This is a genomic window from Neobittarella massiliensis (ex Bilen et al. 2018) (genome assembly GCF_014269355.1).
GTDB lineage: Bacteria > Bacillota > Clostridia > Oscillospirales > Ruminococcaceae > Neobittarella > Neobittarella massiliensis.
The window spans coordinates 1,715,234-1,737,192 of the sequence record NZ_JACOGI010000001.1; the positions used below are offsets into that span (position 1 = coordinate 1,715,234).

General features: G+C 56.1%; 19 protein-coding genes and 1 CRISPR repeat array. Of the genes, 5 read left to right on the forward strand and 14 right to left on the reverse strand.

Features of this window, described 5'->3' with window-relative positions; genetic code table 11:
* Nucleotides 1-272: 272 nt before the first annotated feature.
* The 4 genes from H8K20_RS14210 to H8K20_RS07800 all read right to left on the reverse strand — a co-directional run bounded on the left by H8K20_RS14210 (nt 273) and on the right by H8K20_RS07800 (nt 5,347).
* Nucleotides 273-2,849 carry an FtsX-like permease family protein gene (locus H8K20_RS14210; RefSeq protein ID WP_186488003.1) on the reverse strand — a complete coding sequence of 859 codons (2,577 nt, stop codon included), beginning with the start codon at nt 2,847-2,849 and terminating at the stop codon, nt 273-275.
* Nucleotides 2,846-3,529: an ABC transporter ATP-binding protein gene (locus H8K20_RS07790; RefSeq protein WP_154867381.1), complete on the reverse strand. Its 684-nt coding sequence runs from the start codon at nt 3,527-3,529 to the stop codon at nt 2,846-2,848. The genes H8K20_RS14210 and H8K20_RS07790 overlap by 4 nt, the downstream gene beginning before the upstream one ends.
* Before the next feature lie 134 nt (nt 3,530-3,663).
* Complete coding sequence (locus H8K20_RS07795) at nt 3,664-4,662, reverse strand: sensor histidine kinase (protein WP_186488004.1); 999 nt, start codon at nt 4,660-4,662, stop codon at nt 3,664-3,666.
* A 1-nt stretch (nt 4,663) separates the two neighbouring features.
* The gene (locus H8K20_RS07800; RefSeq protein WP_105204762.1) at nt 4,664-5,347 is read right to left on the reverse strand and encodes a response regulator transcription factor; all 684 of its coding nucleotides are present in this window, start codon (nt 5,345-5,347) and stop codon (nt 4,664-4,666) included.
* Between the two features lie 1,274 nt (nt 5,348-6,621).
* Between H8K20_RS07800 and H8K20_RS07805 the strand changes: the two genes are divergently transcribed.
* The 3 genes from H8K20_RS07805 (at nt 6,622) to H8K20_RS07815 (ending at nt 9,004) form a co-directional block, all read left to right on the forward strand.
* A complete protein-coding gene (locus H8K20_RS07805; RefSeq protein WP_105204763.1) occupies nt 6,622-7,494 on the forward strand; it encodes a DUF5685 family protein in 873 nt (290 codons plus the stop codon).
* Nucleotides 7,495-8,151 (forward strand): J domain-containing protein, encoded by a 657-nt coding sequence (locus H8K20_RS07810; RefSeq protein WP_186488005.1) that lies wholly within the window; start codon nt 7,495-7,497, stop codon nt 8,149-8,151.
* Nucleotides 8,152-8,446: 295 nt separating this feature from the next.
* Nucleotides 8,447-9,004 carry a hypothetical protein gene (locus H8K20_RS07815; RefSeq protein ID WP_105204765.1) on the forward strand — a complete coding sequence of 186 codons (558 nt, stop codon included), beginning with the start codon at nt 8,447-8,449 and terminating at the stop codon, nt 9,002-9,004.
* 70 nt (nt 9,005-9,074) lie between these two features.
* Here the strand turns inward: H8K20_RS07815 and H8K20_RS07820 are convergent, their stop codons facing one another.
* Nucleotides 9,075-9,809 (reverse strand): hypothetical protein, encoded by a 735-nt coding sequence (locus tag H8K20_RS07820; RefSeq protein WP_186488006.1) that lies wholly within the window; start codon nt 9,807-9,809, stop codon nt 9,075-9,077.
* A gap of 253 nt (nt 9,810-10,062) precedes the next feature.
* Here H8K20_RS07820 and H8K20_RS07825 point away from each other — a divergent pair, with 253 nt between their 5' ends.
* Complete coding sequence (locus H8K20_RS07825) at nt 10,063-10,383, forward strand: helix-turn-helix domain-containing protein (protein ID WP_186488007.1); 321 nt, start codon at nt 10,063-10,065, stop codon at nt 10,381-10,383.
* Nucleotides 10,384-10,697: 314 nt separating this feature from the next.
* On the opposite strand, the gene H8K20_RS07830 is transcribed toward H8K20_RS07825, so the two are convergent.
* A complete protein-coding gene (locus H8K20_RS07830) occupies nt 10,698-10,916 on the reverse strand; it encodes a hypothetical protein (protein ID WP_186488008.1) in 219 nt (72 codons plus the stop codon).
* Between the two features lie 215 nt (nt 10,917-11,131).
* Nucleotides 11,132-11,705: a CRISPR direct-repeat array (repeat unit 33 nt; unit sequence ATTTCAATCCACACCACCCGCGTGGGTGGTGAC).
* A 192-nt stretch (nt 11,706-11,897) separates the two neighbouring features.
* Nucleotides 11,898-12,155: a TfoX/Sxy family protein gene (locus H8K20_RS07835; RefSeq protein WP_186488009.1), complete on the reverse strand. Its 258-nt coding sequence runs from the start codon at nt 12,153-12,155 to the stop codon at nt 11,898-11,900.
* 445 nt (nt 12,156-12,600) lie between these two features.
* Between H8K20_RS07835 and glmS the strand changes: the two genes are divergently transcribed.
* Complete coding sequence (gene glmS / locus H8K20_RS07840) at nt 12,601-14,418, forward strand: glutamine--fructose-6-phosphate transaminase (isomerizing) (RefSeq protein ID WP_154867394.1); 1,818 nt, start codon at nt 12,601-12,603, stop codon at nt 14,416-14,418.
* Between the two features lie 80 nt (nt 14,419-14,498).
* Here glmS and H8K20_RS07845 read toward each other — a convergent pair whose 3' ends face one another.
* The 7 genes from H8K20_RS07845 to rfbA all read right to left on the reverse strand — a co-directional run bounded on the left by H8K20_RS07845 (nt 14,499) and on the right by rfbA (nt 21,798).
* Nucleotides 14,499-16,571 carry a glycosyltransferase gene (locus H8K20_RS07845; protein WP_186488010.1) on the reverse strand — a complete coding sequence of 691 codons (2,073 nt, stop codon included), beginning with the start codon at nt 16,569-16,571 and terminating at the stop codon, nt 14,499-14,501.
* Between the two features lie 14 nt (nt 16,572-16,585).
* Nucleotides 16,586-17,281 (reverse strand): ABC transporter ATP-binding protein, encoded by a 696-nt coding sequence (locus tag H8K20_RS07850; protein WP_186488227.1) that lies wholly within the window; start codon nt 17,279-17,281, stop codon nt 16,586-16,588.
* Between the two features lie 48 nt (nt 17,282-17,329).
* Complete coding sequence (locus H8K20_RS07855; RefSeq protein ID WP_243206199.1) at nt 17,330-18,121, reverse strand: ABC transporter permease; 792 nt, start codon at nt 18,119-18,121, stop codon at nt 17,330-17,332.
* Between the two features lie 22 nt (nt 18,122-18,143).
* On the reverse strand, nt 18,144-18,695 hold the full coding sequence (rfbC, locus tag H8K20_RS07860; protein ID WP_105204772.1) for a dTDP-4-dehydrorhamnose 3,5-epimerase: 552 nt from the start codon (nt 18,693-18,695) through the stop codon (nt 18,144-18,146).
* Nucleotides 18,696-18,950: 255 nt separating this feature from the next.
* The gene (rfbB, locus tag H8K20_RS07865) at nt 18,951-20,009 is read right to left on the reverse strand and encodes a dTDP-glucose 4,6-dehydratase (protein ID WP_154867397.1); all 1,059 of its coding nucleotides are present in this window, start codon (nt 20,007-20,009) and stop codon (nt 18,951-18,953) included.
* Nucleotide 20,010: 1 nt separating this feature from the next.
* Nucleotides 20,011-20,904 (reverse strand): dTDP-4-dehydrorhamnose reductase, encoded by an 894-nt coding sequence (rfbD, locus tag H8K20_RS07870; protein ID WP_186488011.1) that lies wholly within the window; start codon nt 20,902-20,904, stop codon nt 20,011-20,013.
* A gap of 15 nt (nt 20,905-20,919) precedes the next feature.
* Entirely contained in the window at nt 20,920-21,798 is an 879-nt protein-coding gene (gene rfbA / locus H8K20_RS07875) for a glucose-1-phosphate thymidylyltransferase RfbA (RefSeq protein ID WP_154867401.1), read from the reverse strand.
* Nucleotides 21,799-21,959: the final 161 nt, after the last annotated feature.

Sequence of the window (21,959 nt, forward strand, 5' to 3'; positions counted from 1 at the left end):
CAACAAAAAAACGGCGTGGCAGGCCTAAAGATAGACCCACCACCACCGTAAGAGCACACAGCGATCCGCCGCGTTCTTATGGTACTTATTATATGCAGAGACAGTTCCCAAAAGCAATGCACAAGATGCATAATCTATCTGTGAAAATTTCTCCTTTTTGACTGGTCCTGCCCGCCAGAGCAAAAAGGGCGGCACCGCCCCTCAAATGGCTCGTGCTACCCTTTTGCTCTTTCTGTTTAGCGGGGGCCGGAGTGCTTTTCCCACCCCGAGCCCTATAGGTTCTCGTCTTTCAGCGCGTCGACCAGGTTGGCTCTGCGCATCTTGCCGGTGGCGTATAGCATCGTGCTGCCCACCAGCAAAAACACGCCGGCGGCCGCTCCCAGGTATGCCGTCCAGGGGAGCATAAATCCAAAATCAAAGTTGCGCTCCAGTGCCTTGTACATGCCCAGGGCCACCAGCACCGCCATGGGCATCCCGTAGGCCAGCGCCTTGACACCGTAAAACAGGCTCTCACAGCGGACCATTTTGGTAAGTCCTCTGGGCGTCATGCCAACCGAGCGCAGCATGGCAAACTCTCTGGTCCGCAGCGCCACCCCGGTAGAGATGGTATTAAAGATGTTGGCCGCGCACACCAGCGTGATCAGGGCGATAAAGCCGTAGATAAACACCGATAAGATCCCCATCACCTGGCGGTTTTGCTCGCCGTAGTCCGATATGTTCATCACCCGCATCGCACCGGTCTTGGCCGCGGGCATCTGCATGATCTGGTTATACACCTGCACCGGGTTCACCGCGCGAACAGTCATCTGCGTGCCCAGGCCCACCTCGGGCAGAGCGGCGGCTATCTGGCGTGCCGTCTCCTCGCTGGTCACCACGTACAGGTCGGTCAGCACCTCCTCATACCCGGCCATCACTTCGGTCTTTTCGCTGCTCTCTCCCACCAGCATCAGCGGGGTGCTGGCGCTGTCTGCACCGCTCTCGCGGTGCAGGTACAGCACCGTGCCCGCCGGGTCTTTTAACTGCCGTACCGCCGTGAAGTTGTGCTCCTGCTTTAAGTTGAGCGGCGCTATCGCAATGCCGCTGCCGGTCTCGAGCGCGCCCCTGCCAATGCCCGCGCGCCGGCAGTAGTCCCGCAGCTGGTCCTCGGGCAGGCCGAACACCTGTATGTTGGGGCAGCTGGCGGTGCTGCCCTTAGGGGCGTATTTTTTAAAGTCGGGGTGTAGCTGGCTCTCATCCAGCTGTGTCCACAGCGCACCCTGCAGCACCGTGTAGCGGTCGATGCGGTCGGCGCCCTCTACCTGCTCTACCGCCGCGGCGAGCTGCTCCTGTTCCTCATCGGTGCCGCTGATATCCACCAGCAGGTCGTACTGTATCTGGTCCTGGGTCATCGCAAAAGCAGTCTGCATGTAGTCGGTAAAGGTGGCAGCAGTCAAAAACAGCACCACGCTCACCACCAGCGACAGCAGCGTTGCCCGGTAGCGGTTTTTGCTGCGTTTCATATTTTTCAGTCCCAGCTCGGCCTCAAAGCCAAACAGCTTGCCGGTCAGGCGGCTGGTCTTTACCTGCCTGGCCCGCAGCTTTTGCTCCCCGTTTCCGCGAATGGCATCAATCGGCCCCATCTTCGAGGCCCGGCGCGCCGGCACCCAGGCCGAGATAAACAGCACCAGCGCCGAAAACAGCGCTGCGAACACCGCCACCCACGGGTTCATCACCACCTGCATGGCCGGCCCATCGCCCATCAGGCTGTCGAGCATGGGGCCCACCGCCAGAAAAGTCACCTTGATACCCAGCCAGCCAAACAGAATGCCCAGCGGTATCGCCGCCGCGCCGATGACCGACGCCTCAAAAAATACGCTGGCCCGCTTTTGCTGGCGGGTGGCCCCCACGCTGGCCAGCATCCCCAAGGTGCGGCTGCGCTCCGACAGCGAGATGGCAAAGGCGTTGTAGATCAGGCTCACCGAACCGATGAGGATGACCAAGCACAGCGTCACGACGGTGGTCGTCAACGTGGTCATCAGGTAGGTGTCCTCCATCACCCCGCTGTACATCAGCAGCGACGAGTTAAAACTTACCGCGCACGAGAGCTGCTCGGCGATGCGCGCACCGTCGCGAAACAGCTGGCGGCTCAGGTGGCTGTTCTCCACCCGTATATCCACCGTGGCGTCGGCCGGCAGCGCCGCGAGGTCCAATCCGCTTATGCCGGTATAGCCGTACATCCAGCTGGTCTCCATATTGGTGCGCATCGCGGCGATGCCCACCACTGTAAATGTCTGCTCCCCTGCCGGTTCCCACAATGTCTCCTCGTCCTGGGCGTCCTGCTGGGTCACGTAGCGGCGCCCCTCGCTGCCGTCCTCCTGGGTGTAGGGCACATACAGCGCCCCCACCGTCAGCGTCACCCTGTCTCCCACCTTCCACTCGTAGCCCGAGGTGTCTAAAAAGTCCTGCGACACCACCAGCTCATCTGTGCGCTCGGGGGCGCGGCCCTGGGTCATCCGCAGCGGCAGATGTTTTAAGCTGCCCGGTGCGTACCGGCCCACACACAGGTACTGCCGGGGGTCTTTGCTCTCGGGCAGCTGAGCATATTGGCCCTGGTAGCTCAGGCTGTAGCTTGCGGTATTTTCGTCTTCGGTGATAACAGCGGCCTCTTTTACCGGTACCCGCTCATAAGCCGTGTGCCACAGCCCTATGTTCTGAACGGTATTTTTCTGCATCTTGTCTAAAAACGACAGCGCGATAATGGCAACCGCCGTGACCATCGCCACCGACACGATGGTCCCCAGCACCGTCACTAGAGTGCGTTTTTTGTTCTGGGCCATGTGCCGCAGCGTCAATCTCTGTATCACGTTCACCGCCGGATCACCTCGTCTCTGGCGATCTGGCCGTCCTCGATGGCGATGATGCGGTCAGCCTGCAGTGCGATCGACTCGTCGTGGGTGATGACGATGAGCGTCTGCCCGTTTTCCCGGTGAAAAGTCTGTAGCAGCTGCAGGATCTGGGCGCTGTTTTTCGAATCCAGGTTGCCGGTGGGCTCGTCGGCCAGCACCAGCGCCGGGCTGGCCATCAGCGCCCGGCCAATGCTCACCCGCTGCTGTTGCCCGCCCGACAGCTGGCCCGGCAAATGCTTCATGCGCTCGCGCAGTCCCAGCGTCTCGCTCAGCTGGCGCATGCGCCCCTCGTCTACCCGGCGTCCGTCCAGCAGCAGCGGCAGGGCCATGTTCTCCTTTACCGTCAGTACCGGTATCAGGTTGTAAAACTGGTAGATCAGCCCGATCTGCCGTCTTCTAAAAATGGCCAAGGCGCTCTCGTCGAGCTGGTATAGGTCGGTCCCGTCGATCACCACCCGGCCCGACGTGGGGCGGTCCACCCCGCCCAAAATGTGCAGTAGCGTGCTCTTACCCGAGCCCGACGGCCCCACGATGGCCACGAACTCGCCCCGCTGCACCGAGAAAGATACCCCCTTGAGCGCATCTACCCGAGCCTCCCCCGCACCGTATCGCTTGCACAGATCGTTTACCTGCAATAGCTGCATTTTTGTTCCCTCCTGTATCCGGGTGGGCGTCCGGCACGGCGCCCCTCTCCCGTCTGTGCCCATCATACGGTCCGCACATGACGCTGCCGTGACCGGCGGGGTGACAGTTTCGTCACCTGCCAGCCGATCTCCCCCTACACCACCTGCTTATACAGCTTTACGGTAAATACCGCGCCGCCCTCCCAGTTGCCGGCTGTCACGTCGGCGTTCTGGCTCTGCAAAATGGCTTTGGCCATCGCCAGGCCGATCCCCACGCTCTCCGGTCCGGCCCCTTGACCCTTGTAAAACCGCTCAAAGAGGCGCCCCAGGTCCGCCTGATCGATGCCCGGCCCGGTATCGCGGATATACAGGGCGATGTGCAGCGGGTTCTCCCGGCACGAAAGCGCCACCGCCCCCCCTGCCGGCGTGTGCTCAATGCAGTTTTTTACAATGTTGCCCACCGCCTCGGCCGTCCAGGACAGGTCGCCCCGCCAGTGCAGCTGGGGCGGGCAGTCCAGCTGTAACTGCACCCCCGCCAGCTCTGCCGGTATGCGCAGCGGCGCCAGCGACCGCTGTAACAGCGCGCACAGGGCCATGTCCTCTTTTTTAAAGTCCACCGCCGCCGCGTCGATGCGCGCCAGCCGCAGCAGCGCGCTCACCAGCCACTGGATGCGCCCCAGCTGCTCGGTGGTGCTGTGCAAAAACGTCTCCCGGCGCTCCTGTGGCAGGTCCGGCTCGGCCAGCAGGTCGGTCATCACAAACAGGCTGGTCAGCGGTGTTTTCAGCTGGTGCGAGATATTTTGCAGCGCCTCGGCCAAATAGGCTTTATCCGCCCCCAACTGCCGCGTCTGGCGCTTGAGTATGCTCACGATCTTGTAGATGTCGTTTTTCAGTAGACTCAGTTCTCCCTCGCGGTTGTCGCGGATATCCAGCGGCTCGCCGCCGGCGTATACCGCCGCCAAATAGTCGCACAGCGCTGCGATCTGCCGGTAGCGGTAGCGGGTAAAAAGCGCGTATAGACCCCCCAGCACCAGGCAGCCGGCGCCGCACCACAGCCCCGGCAGCCCCCAGCGCCAGCAGCCCCCGGCACAGCTGACCGCCGTTACCGCCAGCCAGCTCCCAAACAGCAGTCTTATCTCCCGGTTGCGCAGCATCTCATCTCTCCTCCATGCGGTATCCCAGCCCCCGCAGGGTGGTGATCCGGGCAGCATCCCCCGCCTCGGCCAGCTTTTCCCGCAGCCGCTTGATGTAGACCGTCAGCGTGTTGTCCCCCACAAAGTCGCCGTCTATGTCCCAGATCCCCTCTAATAGCTGGTTGCGGGTCAGCACCTGGCCGGGGTGGGCGGCAAAGGTCAGCAGCAGTCGGTACTCCACCGCCGTCAGCGCCACCTCCTGCGCCCCCACCTGTACGGCCGCCCGCCGGGGGTAGATGCACAGCCTGCCAAAGCGCAGCACCTCCTGCTCGTCCTGTGCGCGCTGGGTCCGTCTCAGCACCGAGCGGATGCGACTGAGCAGCTCCCGCAGCCGAAACGGCTTGGTGATGTAGTCGTCGCCCCCCATGTCCAGGCCCATCACCACGCTCAGCTCATCGTCGCTGGCGGTCAAAAACACCACCGGCACGTCGCTCTTTTTCCGCGCGGCGCGGCAGATGTCGTACCCGCTGCCGTCGGGCAGCATCACGTCTAACAGCAGCAGATCAAACTGCCGTCCGTCAAGCAGTTCTCTTGCCGCCGCACAGCAGTCGGCCGCCACCACCTGGTAGCCCTCGCTGGTCAGCGCGTACAAAAGTCCCTGCATAATGGTCTTGTCGTCCTCTAAAAGCAGTATCTGCTCGGCCATGGTCGCCCCTCCTCTTTGCTCTCCTCCATTATAGCTATTTTTGCCCGCAGCGGGGTGACAAAATCGTCACCTGTCCCACCTGGCCCCCGCTGTATCAAAAGCAGCTGCTAAACGGCCCTCAAACTTCACATCGGTGGCGCGCCCACCTTGCGCCGGCGCTGCATGCCCGGCGTTTTTTGATGAATACACATCCGCAGGGCTTGCGAATCTGCATGTGCTACAATAAAAAATAGCCGCTCGGCGGCTTACCGCGGCTGGCGCCGCTCTCTGTATGGGGCCAAGCCCCCATACCAGATATTTTTTGAATACGCCGGTTGCTGGCTGCCGCCAGCCGTGCTGTCGCACCCAAGATCTGGCGATTTTGGACCGGTTATTATAAAAAACAGCCGCTCGGCGGCTTATCGCGGCTGGCGCCGCTCTCTGTATGGGGCCAAGCCCCCATACCAGATATTTTTTGAATACGCCGGTTGCTGGCTGCCGTCAGCCGTGCTGTCGCACCCAAGATCTGACGATTTTGGACCGGCTATTATAAAAAACAGCCGCTCGGCAGCTTATCGCGGCTGGCGCCGTTCTCTGTATGGGGTCAAGCCCCCATACCGGGTATTTTTTGAATACGCCGGTTACTGGCTGCCGCCAGCCGTACTGTCGGCACCCAAGATCTGACAATTTTGGACCGGCTATTATAAAAAATAGCCGCTCGGCGGCTTACCGCGGCTGGCGCCGCTCTCTGTGGGGCCAGACCCCCACAGAATATTTTTTGACGAACGCGCACACCGGCTACCGCCGGCAGTGCTACGCACCCGCAGGGCCTGCATCCCTGCACGCGCTACAATAAAAAATGGCCGTAGGCCGCTCTTTCGGCCATGTGGTCAGTCCTCTGTCCACCGCTGTAAAGGTCAAAATTTTAATTGCCGGGCAGCACAAGACAGCGGCCGCCTTTCATTTCTGTGTAAGGCCCCCCGCCCAATACAGTACACGAGCCGAAAACGCCGGCAAAACACCGGCAGCAGGCGGTCGTCTGCTGCATGCTCCACCCCAAATCTGCGATTTTTTGCCGGCAATTATAAAAAACAGCCGCCAAATACCCCTCAGTGGGGCTGCCGGCATCAAAAAGGCGGCCAAATCCATCTAAAATGTGTGGTTCGTTCACAAATTAGCAATTGAACATAACTGGCATTTGTTGTAGTATAATAATACTGATTTTTCGTATCCCGCCGCCGGCCGCGTACATCTGCAGCTGTGTTCGGCGGGCCGCTCTTCTGGGGGACATGCCTTTGTTTGGCTACGTAAAGCCGTTTAAGCCTGATCTACGCGTCTGCGAGTTCGATACCTATAAGGCCGTCTACTGTGGCCTGTGTCACCAGCTGGGAAGCAGTTTTGGCCCCTTTTCCAAACTGACTCTCAGCTATGATTTTGCGTTTCTCTCGCTGTTACAAATGGCTCTCGATCCCGCCGATCCCCAGTTCTCCAAGTGCCGCTGCATGGCCAATCCCCTCAAAAAAAAGGTCTGCTGCACCGAGAATGCGGCCCAGCGCTTTTCTGCCGGCTGCGCCATGATTATGGCCTATTATAAAATAAAAGACGATCTGCGCGACCACGGTATGGGCCGCAAGCTGCGGGCGGTGCTCTGTTACCCGTTCATGGCAAGAGCCCGCAAAAAAGCCAGTCGCACCTTTCCCCAGGTCGACGCGGTCATGGCTGCCGCCACCCGCGCCCAACAGCAGCTCGAAGACCAGCACTGCGCCAGCATCGACCGCGCCGCCGACCCCACCGCCACCTTTTTGCAGCAGGTCTTTGCCCAGATGGCCCAGAGCGACGCCCAGCGCCGCATATTGGGCCGTATGGGCTACCTGCTGGGCCGCTGGATCTATCTCATCGACGCGTTCGACGATCTCGAGAGCGACCTGCAGCGGGGCGACTACAACCCGCTGGCGCTGCAGTTTGGGCTGCAAAAAGGTCAACCTGTCGACTGGCAGACCATCGGCGCCAGCATCACCGAGATCTGTAATCTCACCGTCGGGCAGCTGGCTGCCAGCTACCAACTGCTCGACCTGTACCACTACCAGAGTATCCTAGACAACATTATATACCTGGGCTTTAAACACACCCAGGGCCTTATCCTAGACAAGTATAAAGGGGAAAACTAGATGGATCCGTACAGAGTACTGGGCGTCTCCCGCGACGCCACCGACGAAGAGGTCAAGGCCGCCTACCGCAAACTGGCCGCCAAATACCACCCCGACAATTACCAGAACAACCCGCTCGAGGACCTGGCCGCCGAAAAGATGAAAGAGATCAATGCCGCCTACGACGAGATCGTCACCTCCCGCAAACGCGGCGGTTCCACTGGCCGGGCCGGTTCCGGCACCAGCTCCACCGGTGGCTACAGTTATTCTGGCGCTGGCGCCGGTGCCGGGGGCGGCTCTACCCAGTACGCCGATGTGCGCCGGCTCATCCAGTCCGGCCGCATCGTCGAGGCCGAGGAGGTGCTCGACGGGGTGCCCACCGGCTCCCGCAGCGCCGAGTGGTATTTTCTCAAGGGGGTCATCTACTCCCAGCACGGCTGGCTCGAGGAGGCCATGCGCCACTTTAACCAGGCCCGGGTCATGGACCCGCAAAACCCCGAGTATCAAAACGCCGTCAATCAGATGAACGCCCAGCGCCGGGGCAACATGGCAGGCAATCCCTACGGCGGCTATAACACCCAACCGGCAGGCTGTTCCGGCTGCGATATGTGCAGCTCGCTCATCTGCGCCGACTGCTGCTGTGAATGTATGGGCGGCGACCTGATATCCTGCTGCTAGTTTTACCTCCGCCGATCTTCCATGGCAGGTAAAACTTCATTCTGTGGTATCGTCAGTGCGGGCATGGCCGTCAACTCCCACACATTTTATCTTCAGCGCCGCGGTACTTTTTCCGTGTGCATACCGCTGCGGCTGCCCGCCGTCCGGCACCGCCTGGCTATCGGCAAATACCGCCGCAAAACCCCTCGATGTTTTCCCGCCCCGGTCCCAAAGGCTATCTGGCGCTGCCGCCCCTCACCCGGCGTCGGCGCCTTTCTTTTCTTCGTACCCCATTTTTGCTAGGAGGTAACCCCACATGACACCACGCAGACAAAATAGAGCCAGCGCCCGGGTGGCGCTGGGCGGCAGCATGGGCGCGCTCAGTCTGCTGCTGCTGTTTCTCTCGGGGGTGTTCCCCTTTGCTACCTATGCGCTGCCCGCTGCCGCCGGGGTGGCCCTCATGCCGGTAGTGGTCGAGATCGGCTACCGCTGGGCGCTGGCCGTGTACGGCGGTATCTCTATACTGGGGCTGCTCTTTGCCCCCGACAAAGAGGCCGCTCTGCTGTTCGTTTTTTTCCTCGGCTACTACCCCATCATCAAAGCGCGTATCGAGCGCCTGTCCAGCCGCCTGCTGCAGTGGCTGTGCAAGCTGGGGCTGCTCAATGTCGCCATAGCCCTGGTCTACTTTATCATGGTGCGGCTTTTGGGCCTCACCGCCGTTATAGAGGAATTCGGCCAGATGGGTACCGGCCTCATCGCCGGCCTGTGGGTGTTGGCCAACGTTACCGGGGTAGTGTACGATATCGCGCTCACTCGAGTCATCTCCATGTACGTACACTGGTTCCGCCCCCGCTTTCTCAAGCGCCTGGGTTGACCGTCTGCCAAGTCAATAAACGAGCCTCTCCCCATGGCGGGAGAGGCTCGTTTATTGTGCCTTTATATTCCTATAGTGTACCCTGTTGCAAACGCTGTCCGCAGCGGCAGAGTATGTCCCCACTGGCCTGCGCCAGTTGCCAAAAGCACAGCTGCCACCGCTGCAGCGCTGCCGTAGCCATCTGTATCAGCTCCCCAGCTGCCCAATTGGGCCGTGGGGGCAACTGCTCTTTGCGGTAATCCCGTAACCGCGCCAATTGTAAAATACTTGCCTGCTGTCGCTCGCCGCCGGTCAAAGCCGCCAGCAGCTGCCCCTGCGATCGGTCTCCCGTCAATGGGTCCAACTGCCAAAACAGCGTTTGCAGCATAGTCTCGTCTTTTGCACGCCCCGCCGCGTACAGTGCCGCCAACAGCAGATCCGTTTGCCGGTCAGCGCTCTGTCCGCACGTATAGCCGTATAAAAAGGCCCAGTGGCACAGCAGTTCTTGGGCGATGTTATAAAATATTTCCAGCTCCTCGATCTCATCCCGGCCGTCTATCCCCTGCTCCCCGATCACCGCCCGCAGTTGTCGGCTCAAAAGTTCCTTCTCAGCGCAAACGGGGCCGTATGGTCCCGATGTCAGTGGGGGCACCTGCCCGGCCAGCGGGGCATCATAACCCGCCATCCCCTCCTCCCCCGGCAGCAGATAGGCCCCCTGTAGCAGGTCGTATACCTCGCCGAATACCTGCTGCAGCTGCTCTCGTGTCTGTATCGGCGCCACCCGCCCCTCCTCGGTATACAGCAGTGCACTGCCCTGATATTTCATTTCATTAGCACGCTCTCTTCTTTTACAAATTTTAGCTTAGCTTCCTATCGTGTACCTACTCTCATAAATCCCCCAGTTCCATGTACATTTGTCCGTTGTTACAATTCGCATAATTACCACTATTCGTGTAATATTAATTATATATCAACCACTATCAAAGGTCAAATTACCACTGTTACTTGTTTCCACTCGATTGGGACCTTATCATTGAGTTGTTCTATATTATAGAGCAAGAATCGTGAGGTGAACGGCGGTGGACAGTAAAAATTTTCGAGAGCGGATCTCCCAAATACTTGCTCAGAGAAATCTGGCTGAGGCCCGGGTAAGTATTATGATGGGTCATAGTAAATCCTATCTCAATAATATCACCAGTGGCCGTTCCTCCATGTTGGTCGAAGATTTTTTAGTTTTTTGTGACTGTACCGGTATTTCGCCACTGGAATTTTTCCACACCGAAGGTACGCTCGATGAGGTCATCCAAAAAGTTGAGCAGGATTTTAGTGGGCTCGATGCACACTACAAGCTGCTGCTCTCTTCCCTCATCCACGGTCTCTCCCAACAGCCTCCAAAATAGGTCGCCAAACAGCACAAAACACCCCTACCTGGGTCCACAAGCCCCAGGGCAGGGGTGTTTCTTTGTGTTTGCGTACCTAAGTTCATCGCCGCGCAGGCCCGCCCCCACTTGTGGCCGACTGTATGTCCACGGTATAGCGCGATGATGCCTTCCGCACATTCCACAGCCCCTGGCTATTTCTATTTTATCCGTACGCTCTGCTCGGCCATCCTGTAGACGGTCAAGTTTTGCGCCGTTCAGGGGCGATTTTTGTACAGCAAAAAGGCCCCTATCTTTACTGTAGAGACCATATTTGCTATTGACTTGTCATTTCATTATGCATATGGTGCTAAAAATGTGAGCAGATCAGCACAACAAGTGCCGATCTCACTTTCTCCCGTACCGGCCTCGTTCATCCCATAATACGAAAAATGGTTTCGTAAAGCATCGACCAATCTCTCTATCTGCTCATCCGTCAAGTCAGTCGATGGGTCAAACGGCAGCGGTACACTTTTCAAAAACGCCAATTGCTCTTTGCTAAATGGTATCTTCACCATGTCCCCCCTTCCATTTAGTAGCTGTCCAGCTTCCTGTTTTGCACGCATTAAAAGTATGACCCAGGTTAGAGTAAAGCGATCATCGCATCTTTACCCGCCAACAACTGGGGCGCCAATCAGTTTTTATCGTGTCCCTTTTGAGTGGACTCACCTATGCGTCCTCTCTATCTACGGTCAACAGCCAGTTCAAATCTAATTTGTGTCTACAATATGCTTTCATCCACACCACCCGTGTAGGTGGTGACCCAGCCCCGCCCGGTTGTAGGGCTTTAAGGTGATCATTTCAATCCACACCACCCGCGTGGGTGGTGACTGATCTCTTTACGAGATTGTACGCGCCAACTGATCATTTCAATCCACACCACCCGTGTGGGTGGTGACCTAAAATATGGTAAGACAGTTTGTCTTATATGCATTTCAATCCACACCACCCGCGTGGGTGGTGACATGGCCATAAAGCGCAGGATGGGCAAGTTTGACAAATTTCAATCCACACCACCCGCGTGGGTGGTGACTAGCGGACGGATGGGAGCTAAAAAAACGCAAGGTACTATTTCAATCCACACCACCCGCGTGGGTGGTGACAAGCAAAATCATCAAAGCTGTCCCGGCCGGTAGGATTTCAATCCACACCACCCGCGTGGGTGGTGACTAGGCCGTGCCGCCGCCCTCGGCAAAGGCGGCAGCATTTCAATCCACACCACCCGCGTGGGTGGTGACACCCAAGTTCGAGGTATTGACCCTGAAATTGTGATTTCAATCCACACCACCCGCGTGGGTGGTGACGGCAATCTCTTACAAAAACAGGCCCTAACACTTGTCTTTATCATACACCTTATCTAGCTTGTATGCCAGTACCCCCCGTATCAAGTCCGGCCATTTCTTAAATAGGCGAATAACCCTCTCCAGTACCCGGTGCGAAAGACACGGGTATTCCCTGGGCGCTTGTACTTCGCACTCCGGTGCACTGCTGTGCGCTCACAGCTTGTGTGCACTGTAAAAATCTTTCAGCTCTGCTTTTACTTCCGGTGGCAGCATGCTTTTTTTCACTCCGCGCACCGCTCCCTCCAGCCCATACAGGCGGTGGATACAGGACGATGGGTCTATCGCCTGTATCCGCAGCCAAGCCTCCCTGCTACCCAGCTGTCGCAGCTGCTCCGCCTCAGTCACCCCCACCTGCTCCAGCTGCCGCGCCACCTCCGGCCCAATATTGGGCAGTCTTTCTAATGCGCGCATATCTTTACCCCCTAACACTTGTCCGTATTTTTACCTCAGTATACTGCGGCGGGGTTCCTACCGCAAGTGTTTGCCCAGGCAGCTATGCAGCAAACCGCACTCTGTGTCCACCGCTGTTATAGGTGTCGCCGCATATCTGCACCTGCCGCTGCACAAAATAACAAAAGTCGCTTTATCGACCTCGCTATCACACTTTTTTGACACCCAACGTATACTGTTGTATACTTAATATTATTTGTCGAAAGGAGGGCCGTGGGAAGTAAAGCGCCAGAGCCCATGGGGCTGACGAGGCGGAGAGTGATCGAAAATTCGGCGGATGCTCTCCCGGTCAGATAGTCGCCGCTCAGGCGACAGGTCTGGTCGTTACCCGCGCTACAAAACCCGGCAGCAATGCCGGTCCACAAAAAGCGCGGCAGATCATTTTGATAAAAAGAGGTATACATATATGTGTGGAATCGTAGGTTATATCGGCACGCGTGACTGTGCCAACGTATTGCTGGAAGGCCTGAGCATGCTGGAATATCGCGGCTACGACTCAGCCGGCGTCTCTATCTTCGAGGGGGACTGCGTGCGCACCATCAAATCGCAGGGCCGCCTGGCCGACTTAAAGGCCAAGATGGAAAAAGAAGGTATCCCCGCCGGTCATTGCGGCATCGGCCACACCCGCTGGGCTACCCACGGTGTGCCGTCCGACGTCAACTCGCACCCCCACTGCGGTAACAAGGTCTCGGTCGTGCACAACGGCATTATCGAAAATTATACCGAGATCAAAGAGTTTCTGCTCTCGAAAGGCTACTCTTTCGACTCGCAGACCGATACCGAGACGGTGGCCAAACTGCTCGATTACAACTACCAGGGCGACCCCTTTGCCGCTATCCAAAATACTCTGCGGCAGATCCGCGGCTCCTATGCGCTGGGCATTTTGTTCTACGACTGCCCCGACAAATTATTTGCCGTGCGCAAAGAGAGCCCGCTCATCGTCGGGCTGGGCGAAGGCGAAAACTTTATCGCCTCCGACATCCCCGCCATCTTAAAGTATACCCGCAACTACTATCTGCTAGAGGAAAACGAGGTCGCTACCCTCACCAAAGAGGGCATCACCGTGTGTGATCTGGACGGCGCTCCCATTCAAAAAGAGCTGCTCACCGCCACTTGGGATATCGCCGCCGCCGAAAAGGGCGGGTTCCCCCACTTTATGCTCAAAGAGATCTTCGAGCAGCCGGCCGCCCTGCAAAATACTGTATCGCCCCGGGTAAAAGATGGCCACATCGACCTGGCCATCCCACTCACCGAAAGCCAGTTAGCCGGCTTTAAACAGATCCATATCGTCGCCTGCGGCACCGCCATGCACGCCGGCATCGTCGGCAAATACCTCATCGAAAAGCTGGCCCGTACCCCGGTCAACGTCGATGTGGCATCTGAATTCCGCTACCGCGACCCGATCTTGGATAAAGACGACCTGGTGGTCATCATCTCCCAGTCCGGCGAAACTGCCGATACGCTGGCCGCCATGCGGCTAGCTAAGCAGCGCGGCGCCCATACGCTGGCGGTGGTCAACGTGGTGGGCTCCTCCATCGCCCGCGAAGCCGACAGCGTGCTCTACACCTGGGCCGGCCCCGAGATCGCCGTGGCCAGCACCAAGGCCTACACCGTGCAGCTGTCCATCATGTACCTGCTGGCCTTTAAGCTGGCCGCCTGCAAAGGCACTATCGACGCTGCGCAGGAGGCCGATTATGTGGCTCAGCTCTGTGCCATACCTCAGCTGTTAGAAAAAGTGCTGGAGACCTCCTCCCGCTACGAGGAACTGGCCAAACAGTACATGCACGCCGAGGATATGTTCTTTATCGGCCGCGGCCTGGACTATGCGCTCTCGCAGGAGGGCTCGCTCAAGCTCAAAGAGATCTCCTACATCCACAGCGAGGCCTACGCCGCCGGCGAGCTGAAGCACGGCACCATCTCGCTGATCACCGACGATATGCCGGTCATCGCCCTGGGCACCCAGCAGCGGCTGCTCGAAAAGATGGTCAGCAATATCAAAGAGGTCAAGGCCCGCGGTGCCAATGTGCTGTTCATCTGCTACGAGGGGTATGAAGGCGCCGACGAATTTGCCGACAACGTCATCTACCTGCCCCTCAGCAGCGACATCTTCGCCCCTCTGGCCAGCATCATCCCCCTGCAGCTGTTCGCCTACTATATCTCCTCCCTCAAAGGCTGCGACGTAGATAAGCCCCGCAATCTGGCCAAAAGCGTAACGGTAGAGTAACCCTTTTCTGTGGCATAGATAGCACAATAAAAAGAGCACCCATATGGGTGCTCTTTTTATTGTGCTTATCGGTCAATCTATCAATCGTAGTAGTGCTCGTTGAGCATAAAGGTAGCCACCTGCAGCGAAAAGTTGGGGTTATAGTAGGGGTCTCCCTTTTCAATAAGTGCCTTCCAGCGATCTTTAAACCGCTGTTCCTCTTCCTTAAATCGCAGGTTGTTGTCCCCCTTCTTATCCGATCCCCTGGAAACTGACTCATAGTGGTAAAGCTCGGCAAACGGGGTAAATACATTTAATTTTCCACGCTCGTACAATTTTAGGCAGAAGTCTACATCGTTAAACGCTACTTTAAACTCTGGGTCAAATCCACCGACCGACTCAAAATCTTCTTTTGATACCAACATGCATGCGGCGGTCACGGCCATAAAGTCCTGCGCATAGTACAGCCGGCCCATAAAGCCCAGATTGCCATCTTTAGTCTGCACGTGATAATGCGCATGGCCGGCAGTGCCGCGCATCCCCAATATGATCCCCGCATGCTGTATCTTGCGGTCGGGGTAATACAGTTTAGCGCCCACTGCACCTACGTCATCACGCTGGGCATACATGAGCATTTCCTCGATCCAATTGGGCGTTATGACCTCGATATCATTGTTCAAAAACAGCAGGTATTTTCCTTTTGCAGATTCTACAGCAAAGTTGTTGATCTTAGAGTAGTTGAACTCTTCTTTCCACTCCAGGATGCGCACGTTGTCATACCCGCGCAAAAATGCATAATACTCCTGCAGTTCGGGGTCACTGCTGCCGTTCTCCACGATCAGTATCTCAATATTTTTGTAGGTGGATATCTTCATAACCGATGTGATACAGCGGCGCAGATCCTGTAAATGGTCGCGATTGGGAATAATAATAGAGATCAGCGGCTGCTCTAGCAGCTTGTAATTGATCTTGTAGATAGAGGTCAGCTTGGGGGCCTCTACCGCCTCGCCCTCTATGCCCAAACGCTTGAGGTGGTTATTTACCGCCTTGATGCCACTGGTGATACAGTAGGGTTTCACATCGATACTGCTGGCGACAGAACCGGGATGGCTGCGCCAAAAATACAGGATCTTCGGCACGTGTACGATATGCTTGGCCTTTTCTGTCAGCCGCAACACCAGATCAAAATCCTGGCTGCCCTCACATTCATAAGTAAACCAGCCGGCCTGATCTAAAAGCTCGCGTGAAAAGGCGGTAAAGTGGCAGATATAGTTGTTGGCACGCAGGTTATCCACCGCATAATCAGCCTTAAAATGCATGACGATCGGCTTTGAGATATCTGTCGAAAAGGTCATCTCATCCGAGAAGATAAAGTCCGCATCCCGCTCACAGATCACCTTCATGTACTCGTATAGCGCCGCCTCGTGTAAAACGTCATCGTGATCAAACAGCGCGATGTAATTGCCGGTCGCCATCTTGATACATTCATTCGAGTTGCCGACGATCCCCATGTTCTTTTCGAGCTTTTGGTACTTGATACGGCTGTCTTTCTCAGCGTATTTTTTGCACAGCTCTCCCACAAAAGCGAAATCATCTGTAGAGCCGTCGGCTAAGCAGAGTTCCCAACCGCCATATGTCTGCCCCAGCACCGATTCGATCATCTCGATCAAATACTTTTTAGGGGTATTGTAAAGCGGCACCAGAATGCTAAAGGTGACCTCTTTGGGGAAGGTAGCTGCCCTTTGCGCCGCTCTCTCCTGCGCGGTCAGTACATTGCGCGACTGAAACTTTTTAGCAGTCTTCATATAGGAGAGTTTGCCACCGATCTTTTTAAACGTGCCGGCGATCCCGTTGTGCTTTAGGCTGGAAAACACCTTGCGCACCAGCCCCATCACTCTACTGCGGTGTAGCAATCTGGATACAGGGCCAAGGATAGCCCGCAGAGGCGCCGTAACGCGCCAGGAACTAGAGTGTATCACCGCCAGGTAATCCTGCTGCATCTGGTCCAGCTTTTTCTGCACCTCCGCCAGCTCGTCCTCCCGCTTGTCATATTCCTTGCGCAATATCTGCAGCTTAGATTCCACATATTTCACTTCGTTTTGCAGTTCCTGATTTTCTCTTACCAGCTGCTCCTGTGAAAGATCGTTCTGCATATTTTTGTTCTGTTCGCTCATATCGTCCTCTTATTCTAGCTCTCTTTATAGGCGTTGCAAACGGTGTCTTTGTCGCCGAGCATCTTGATATGCCCGCGCTCCAACCACATGACACGGTTACACAGCCGCTCGATCTGGTCGATGGAGTGGGATACGATAATGACCGTAGTGCCGCCGCTCATCATCTCGTTGATACGCCGCTCACACTTTTCCTGAAAGCGAAAATCGCCTACTGCCAAGATCTCATCGACGATGAGGATATCCGGCCGAGTAATGGTGGCCACTGCAAAAGCGACTCGGGCCACCATACCGGAGGAGTAGTTCTTCATGGGCACATCTAAAAATTCCCGCATCTCCGAAAACTCTACGATCTCGTCAAAACGGTCCTTCATCATCTGGCGCGAAAAGCCCAGCACCGAGCCATTGAGGAATATGTTCTCCCGAGCAGTCAGGTCCATATCAAAGCCTGCCCCCAGCTCGATGAGCGGGGCCACGGTCCCGCGTATCTCCACCGAACCCTTTGTGGGCTTTAAAATGCCCGAGATCACTTTCAGCAGCGTGCTCTTGCCCGATCCGTTGAGGCCCACGATACCGAATACATCTCCTTTTTCAATGTCCAGTGAGACGTCTTTCAGCGCCACAAAATCCTCGAAAAACAGCTGCCGTTTGGCAAATTTGATGAGGTACTCTTTGATGCTGTCGATCTTCTCTTTGCTCATGTTGAAGTGCATCTCGACATCTCTCACCACGACGGCGCGATTATCCAAAGTCCCCACCTCCTAAATATACAGAATAAACTTGTCCTGGCACTTTTTAAAGATCCACAGGCCCAGTGCCAAAAATACCACGGCAAATCCAATGCAGATCAAGTTCTCAGTCAATCCGGGGATCGTCCCCTTCATGACCAACTGGCGAAAGTAGTCGATATAGTAGTAGAGCGGATTACACTTGACCACTGTTACCAGCGCTTTGCTGTTTTGGATCGCTTCCATCGGGTAAATGATAGGCGCCATGTATACCAGCGCGGTCAAAAACACACCGTACAGATGTACCAGATCTCTAAAGAAAACGCTCAGCGCGCTCAAGATCAGGCCGATACCGATACAAAAGACCAGCATATAAAGCATAGGGATAGGAGATAACAGCAGCGTCCAGTGCACCGGAGCCCGCAGAATAAAGATCATCAACACGACGGCGATCATCGAAAACAGCATGTTGACAAAGGCAAACAATGCTTTCTCTAGCGGGAACACATATTTGGGGATATACACCTTTTTGATCAGGGCCCCTGCTCCGGTCATCGCCGTCATCGCCGAACTGGTAGCTTCCGAATAAAAGTTATACAGCGTCGAACCAGTCAGGTAGTATATGGGGAAATTTTCCACCTCAAAGCGAAATATGTGCGAAAACACAGCCGATATGACCATCATCATCAAAAGCGGGTTGAGTACGCTCCATACCAGTCCCAGCACTGAGCGCCGGTATTTGACCTTGATATCCCGCGAGATCAGATCCTCCAGCAGGTATCGGTACTTGGCCAGAGCATTAAAATAGCCTTTTAACCTATTCAAAACGACTCTCCTTTGCCCGGCCCTACGCGTTGAGCTCTTTAAACGAGGGATTTTTCTTGTCCTTATCCGACAGCAGGATGTCCATGTCCTCGGCGATCGGCCACTCTACACCGATGTCCGGGTCATTGTACATCAGACCGCCCTCATCGCTGGGGTCGTAAAAGCGGGTGCACTTATAGGCAAATTCGGCCGTGTCGCTCATCACCAAAAAGCCGTGAGCAAACCCCTCCGGCACATAGAACTGACGCTTATTCTCAGCGCTCAACAGGACGCCCCGCCACTGGCCATAGGTCTCACTGCCGCGGCGCAGGTCCACCGCCACGTCGTACACCTCGCCGCTGATGGCCCGTACCAGCTTGCCCTGGGGATTTTTCTTCTGAAAATGCAGGCCGCGCAGTACGCCTTTTTTCGACTTGGACTGGTTGTCCTGCACAAACACCATGTCCAGCCCGGCCTCTTTAAAATCGTTATAATTATAAGTCTCCATAAAATACCCGCGGTCGTCGCCGAATACGGTCGGCTCCACGATCACCAGTCCTTGGATCCCAGTCTCTATAAAAGTAAATTTGCCCATCATGTGCTCCTCCCAATCCTAAGTAAGCGCGACGAGGCTACCGCCACACGGTGGCGCACGCAAATACAGTTTTCGTGTGCGCACCGCGAGACTATGATGCCCGCCACAAATGCAGGGACCCGCACTCGTTAAAAAGCGCGGTGCCTCCCCACAACAGCTCAACGGCAAGATCACTGCCGGTCACTGTCGTATATACACAGCGAAATAGAGTGAAAACAGCGGTGTTTGTCACTCTATTTCGCTCTATTTTATGTTCTATTTGCCCGCATACATCTTCTCGTAGTACGCCTGGTAAGCGCCGCTGGTCACATTCTCCATCCACTCTTTATGGCTCAAATACCACTGGATGGTCTTCTTGATCCCCACTTCGAAGGTGGTCTCCGGGTACCAACCCAGATCGTTTTTGATCTTCTCCGGATCGATACCGTAGCGGCGATCGTGTCCCTTGCGGTCCTCCACATGTTTCATCATGTGCTCGCCTACCGCGCTGTCCACGTTCTCTTTAATGTACTCGATAATGGTCTTGACGATGACCACATTGGGCCGCTCGTTGTGGCCGCCCACGTTGTAGACCTCGCCCAGCTTGCCATCGCGGATGACCATGTCGATGGCTTTACAGTGGTCCTCAACATACAGCCAGTCACGGATCTGCATGCCGTCGCCATAAATGGGGAGATCTTTGTGCTGCAGCGTGTTGTTGATCATCAGCGGGATCAACTTCTCGGGGAACTGATACGGCCCGTAGTTGTTGGAGCAGCGGGTGATGTTCACCGGGAACTTATAGGTGTCGGCGTAGGCTTTCACAAACAAATCGGCCGAAGTCTTGCTGGAGGAATAGGGGCTGTGGGGGTCCAGCGGCGTGGTCTCGGTAAAGAAACCCGTCTCACCCAACGAACCGTATACCTCGTCGGTCGACACCTGCAAAAACTTACAGCCCTCTCTGTAGGTGTCGTCCCCTACCTGCCAGGCGTTTTTGGCCGCGCTCAGCAGGTTGACCGTGCCCAGCACATTGGTCTGCACAAAGATCTCCGGATTAGAGATAGAGCGGTCCACATGGCTCTCGGCGGCAAAGTTGACCACGTAATCGATCTCATTTTCGGCAAACAGTTTCTCAACAGCCTCTTTGTCGCAGATATCAGCCTGTACAAAACGATAGTTGGGGTGGTTTTCCACCTCGGTCAGGTTCTCCAGATTGCCCGCATAGGTGAGCTTGTCCAGATTGATGATCTTTACATCGTCGTATTTGCCCAGCATATACAGCACAAAGTTCGAGCCAATAAACCCGGCGCCGCCGGTCACCAAATAAGTCTTCATATTACGCCTTCTCACTTTCTGTGTAATTCTCAAAAAAGCAGGTTAACGCCTCTTCCCAGGGGCGCATCTCGTCGCCTACCGTGCAGCGCAGAGCCATGTTGTCCAGCGCCGAATAGGCCGGCCGCCGGGTGGGGCTGCCGTACTCCTCGGTGGTGCAGGCGTTTACCTGGCAGTCAATGCCCGCCAGCTCCACGATCTTGCTGGCAAAATCATACCAGCTGCAAATACCGGTCCCAGTACAGTGGTAGATCCCGTACTGCTCGGTAGCGGCCAATTTCAGCAGGTGATGGGCCAGGTCCACCGCATTGGTGGGGTTGCCCAGCTGGTCGTCCACCACCTTGATACTGCCGTTTTTGCGGGCCACCCGCATAATGGTCTTGACAAAGTTGTTCCCCTCATAGCCATACAGCCAGGCGGTGCGCACAATAAAGTACCGCGAACAGAAAGTCTGCACATACTGCTCGCCCAGCGCCTTGCTCTTGCCGTAAATGCTCTTGGGATTCACCAGATCCCACTCTATATAAGGGGAGAAGCCATCGCCGGCAAATACGTAGTCGGTAGAGACGTGGATCAGTTTGGCGCCGATGGCTTCCGCTGCTATCGCCAGATTGCGCGCGCCCAGTGCGTTTACCTTAAAGGCCACTTCCAGCTCTTTTTCACAGCCGTCCACATTGGTCATCGCCGCACAGTTGATGATCACATCTACCGGATTATTCTGCAGGTACTGCTGCACTGCCGGTCCATCGGTAATGTCCAGTTCCGCCACGTCTACACCAACGACCTGGGCACTCTTTAATGCCGCCGGGATCTCCCCCAGCTCGGTCCGGCCACTGGCCAGGTCTCTGCGCAGCTCGCTGCCCAGCTGACCATTGGCGCCGGTAATCAGCACTTTCATCGGATCCATCTCCTTTTACTTTACTTTTACCGTCTCGGCCACATGGAACAGGTACTGCCCGTACTCGGTGCTCTTCAGGCGCTCTGCCTGCGCCAGCAACTGCTCTTTATCAATAAATTTGTTGCGGTAGGCGATCTCCTCCAAGCAGGCGATGTAGAGGCCCTGCCGGGTCTGGACCGCCTCCACAAAGTTGGCGGCATCCAGCATCGCCCGGTGGTTACCGGTATCCAGCCACGCCATGCCACGGCCAAACAGCTCCACCTTCAGTTTTCCCTCTTTTAAGTAAGCGTTGTTGACCGAGGTGATCTCCAACTCGCCGCGGGCTGAGGGCTGTACATTTTTGGCGATCTCCACTACCCGGTGATCATAAAAATACAGGCCCGGTACCGCATAGTTCGATTTGGGCTGGGCCGGTTTCTCCTCGATCGAGAGCACGGTGCCGTCATCGTCGAACTCCACCACGCCAAACTCGCGGGGATTACTCACATGATAGCCGAAGATGGTGGCCCCATCTTCGCGGGCACAGGCGTTTTTCAGCCGCTCGGTGAAAGAGTAACCGTAGAAGATGTTGTCGCCCAGCACCAGGCACACATTGTCATCGCCGATAAAATCCTCACCCAGAATAAAGGCCTCAGCCAGCCCGCGCGGGGCCTCCTGTACCTTGTAGCTGATGCGCAGGCCCAACTGGCTGCCGTCGCCAAACAGCTCCTCAAACCCCACAATATCCCGGGGGGTAGAGATGATCAAAATATCCTGGATCCCCGCCAGCATCAGCGTGGATATCGGATAGTAGATCATCGGTTTATCGTATATGGTCAGCATCTGTTTGGAGCACGCAATGGTAGAGGGGTACAGTCTGGTACCCGCCCCACCGGCTAAAACGATACCTTTCATCGGTCGGATTCCTCCTAAATATAGATTGGCACATATTTGCTTTATTGTACCACACTTGTGCATATTAAATCAATTATTTCCTGTGGTTTTGTGCCATTTTATGGGCTGCCTGCGTCACCGCTGCTGGGATATTCCTATTTTGCCTGAAAAATATGAATATT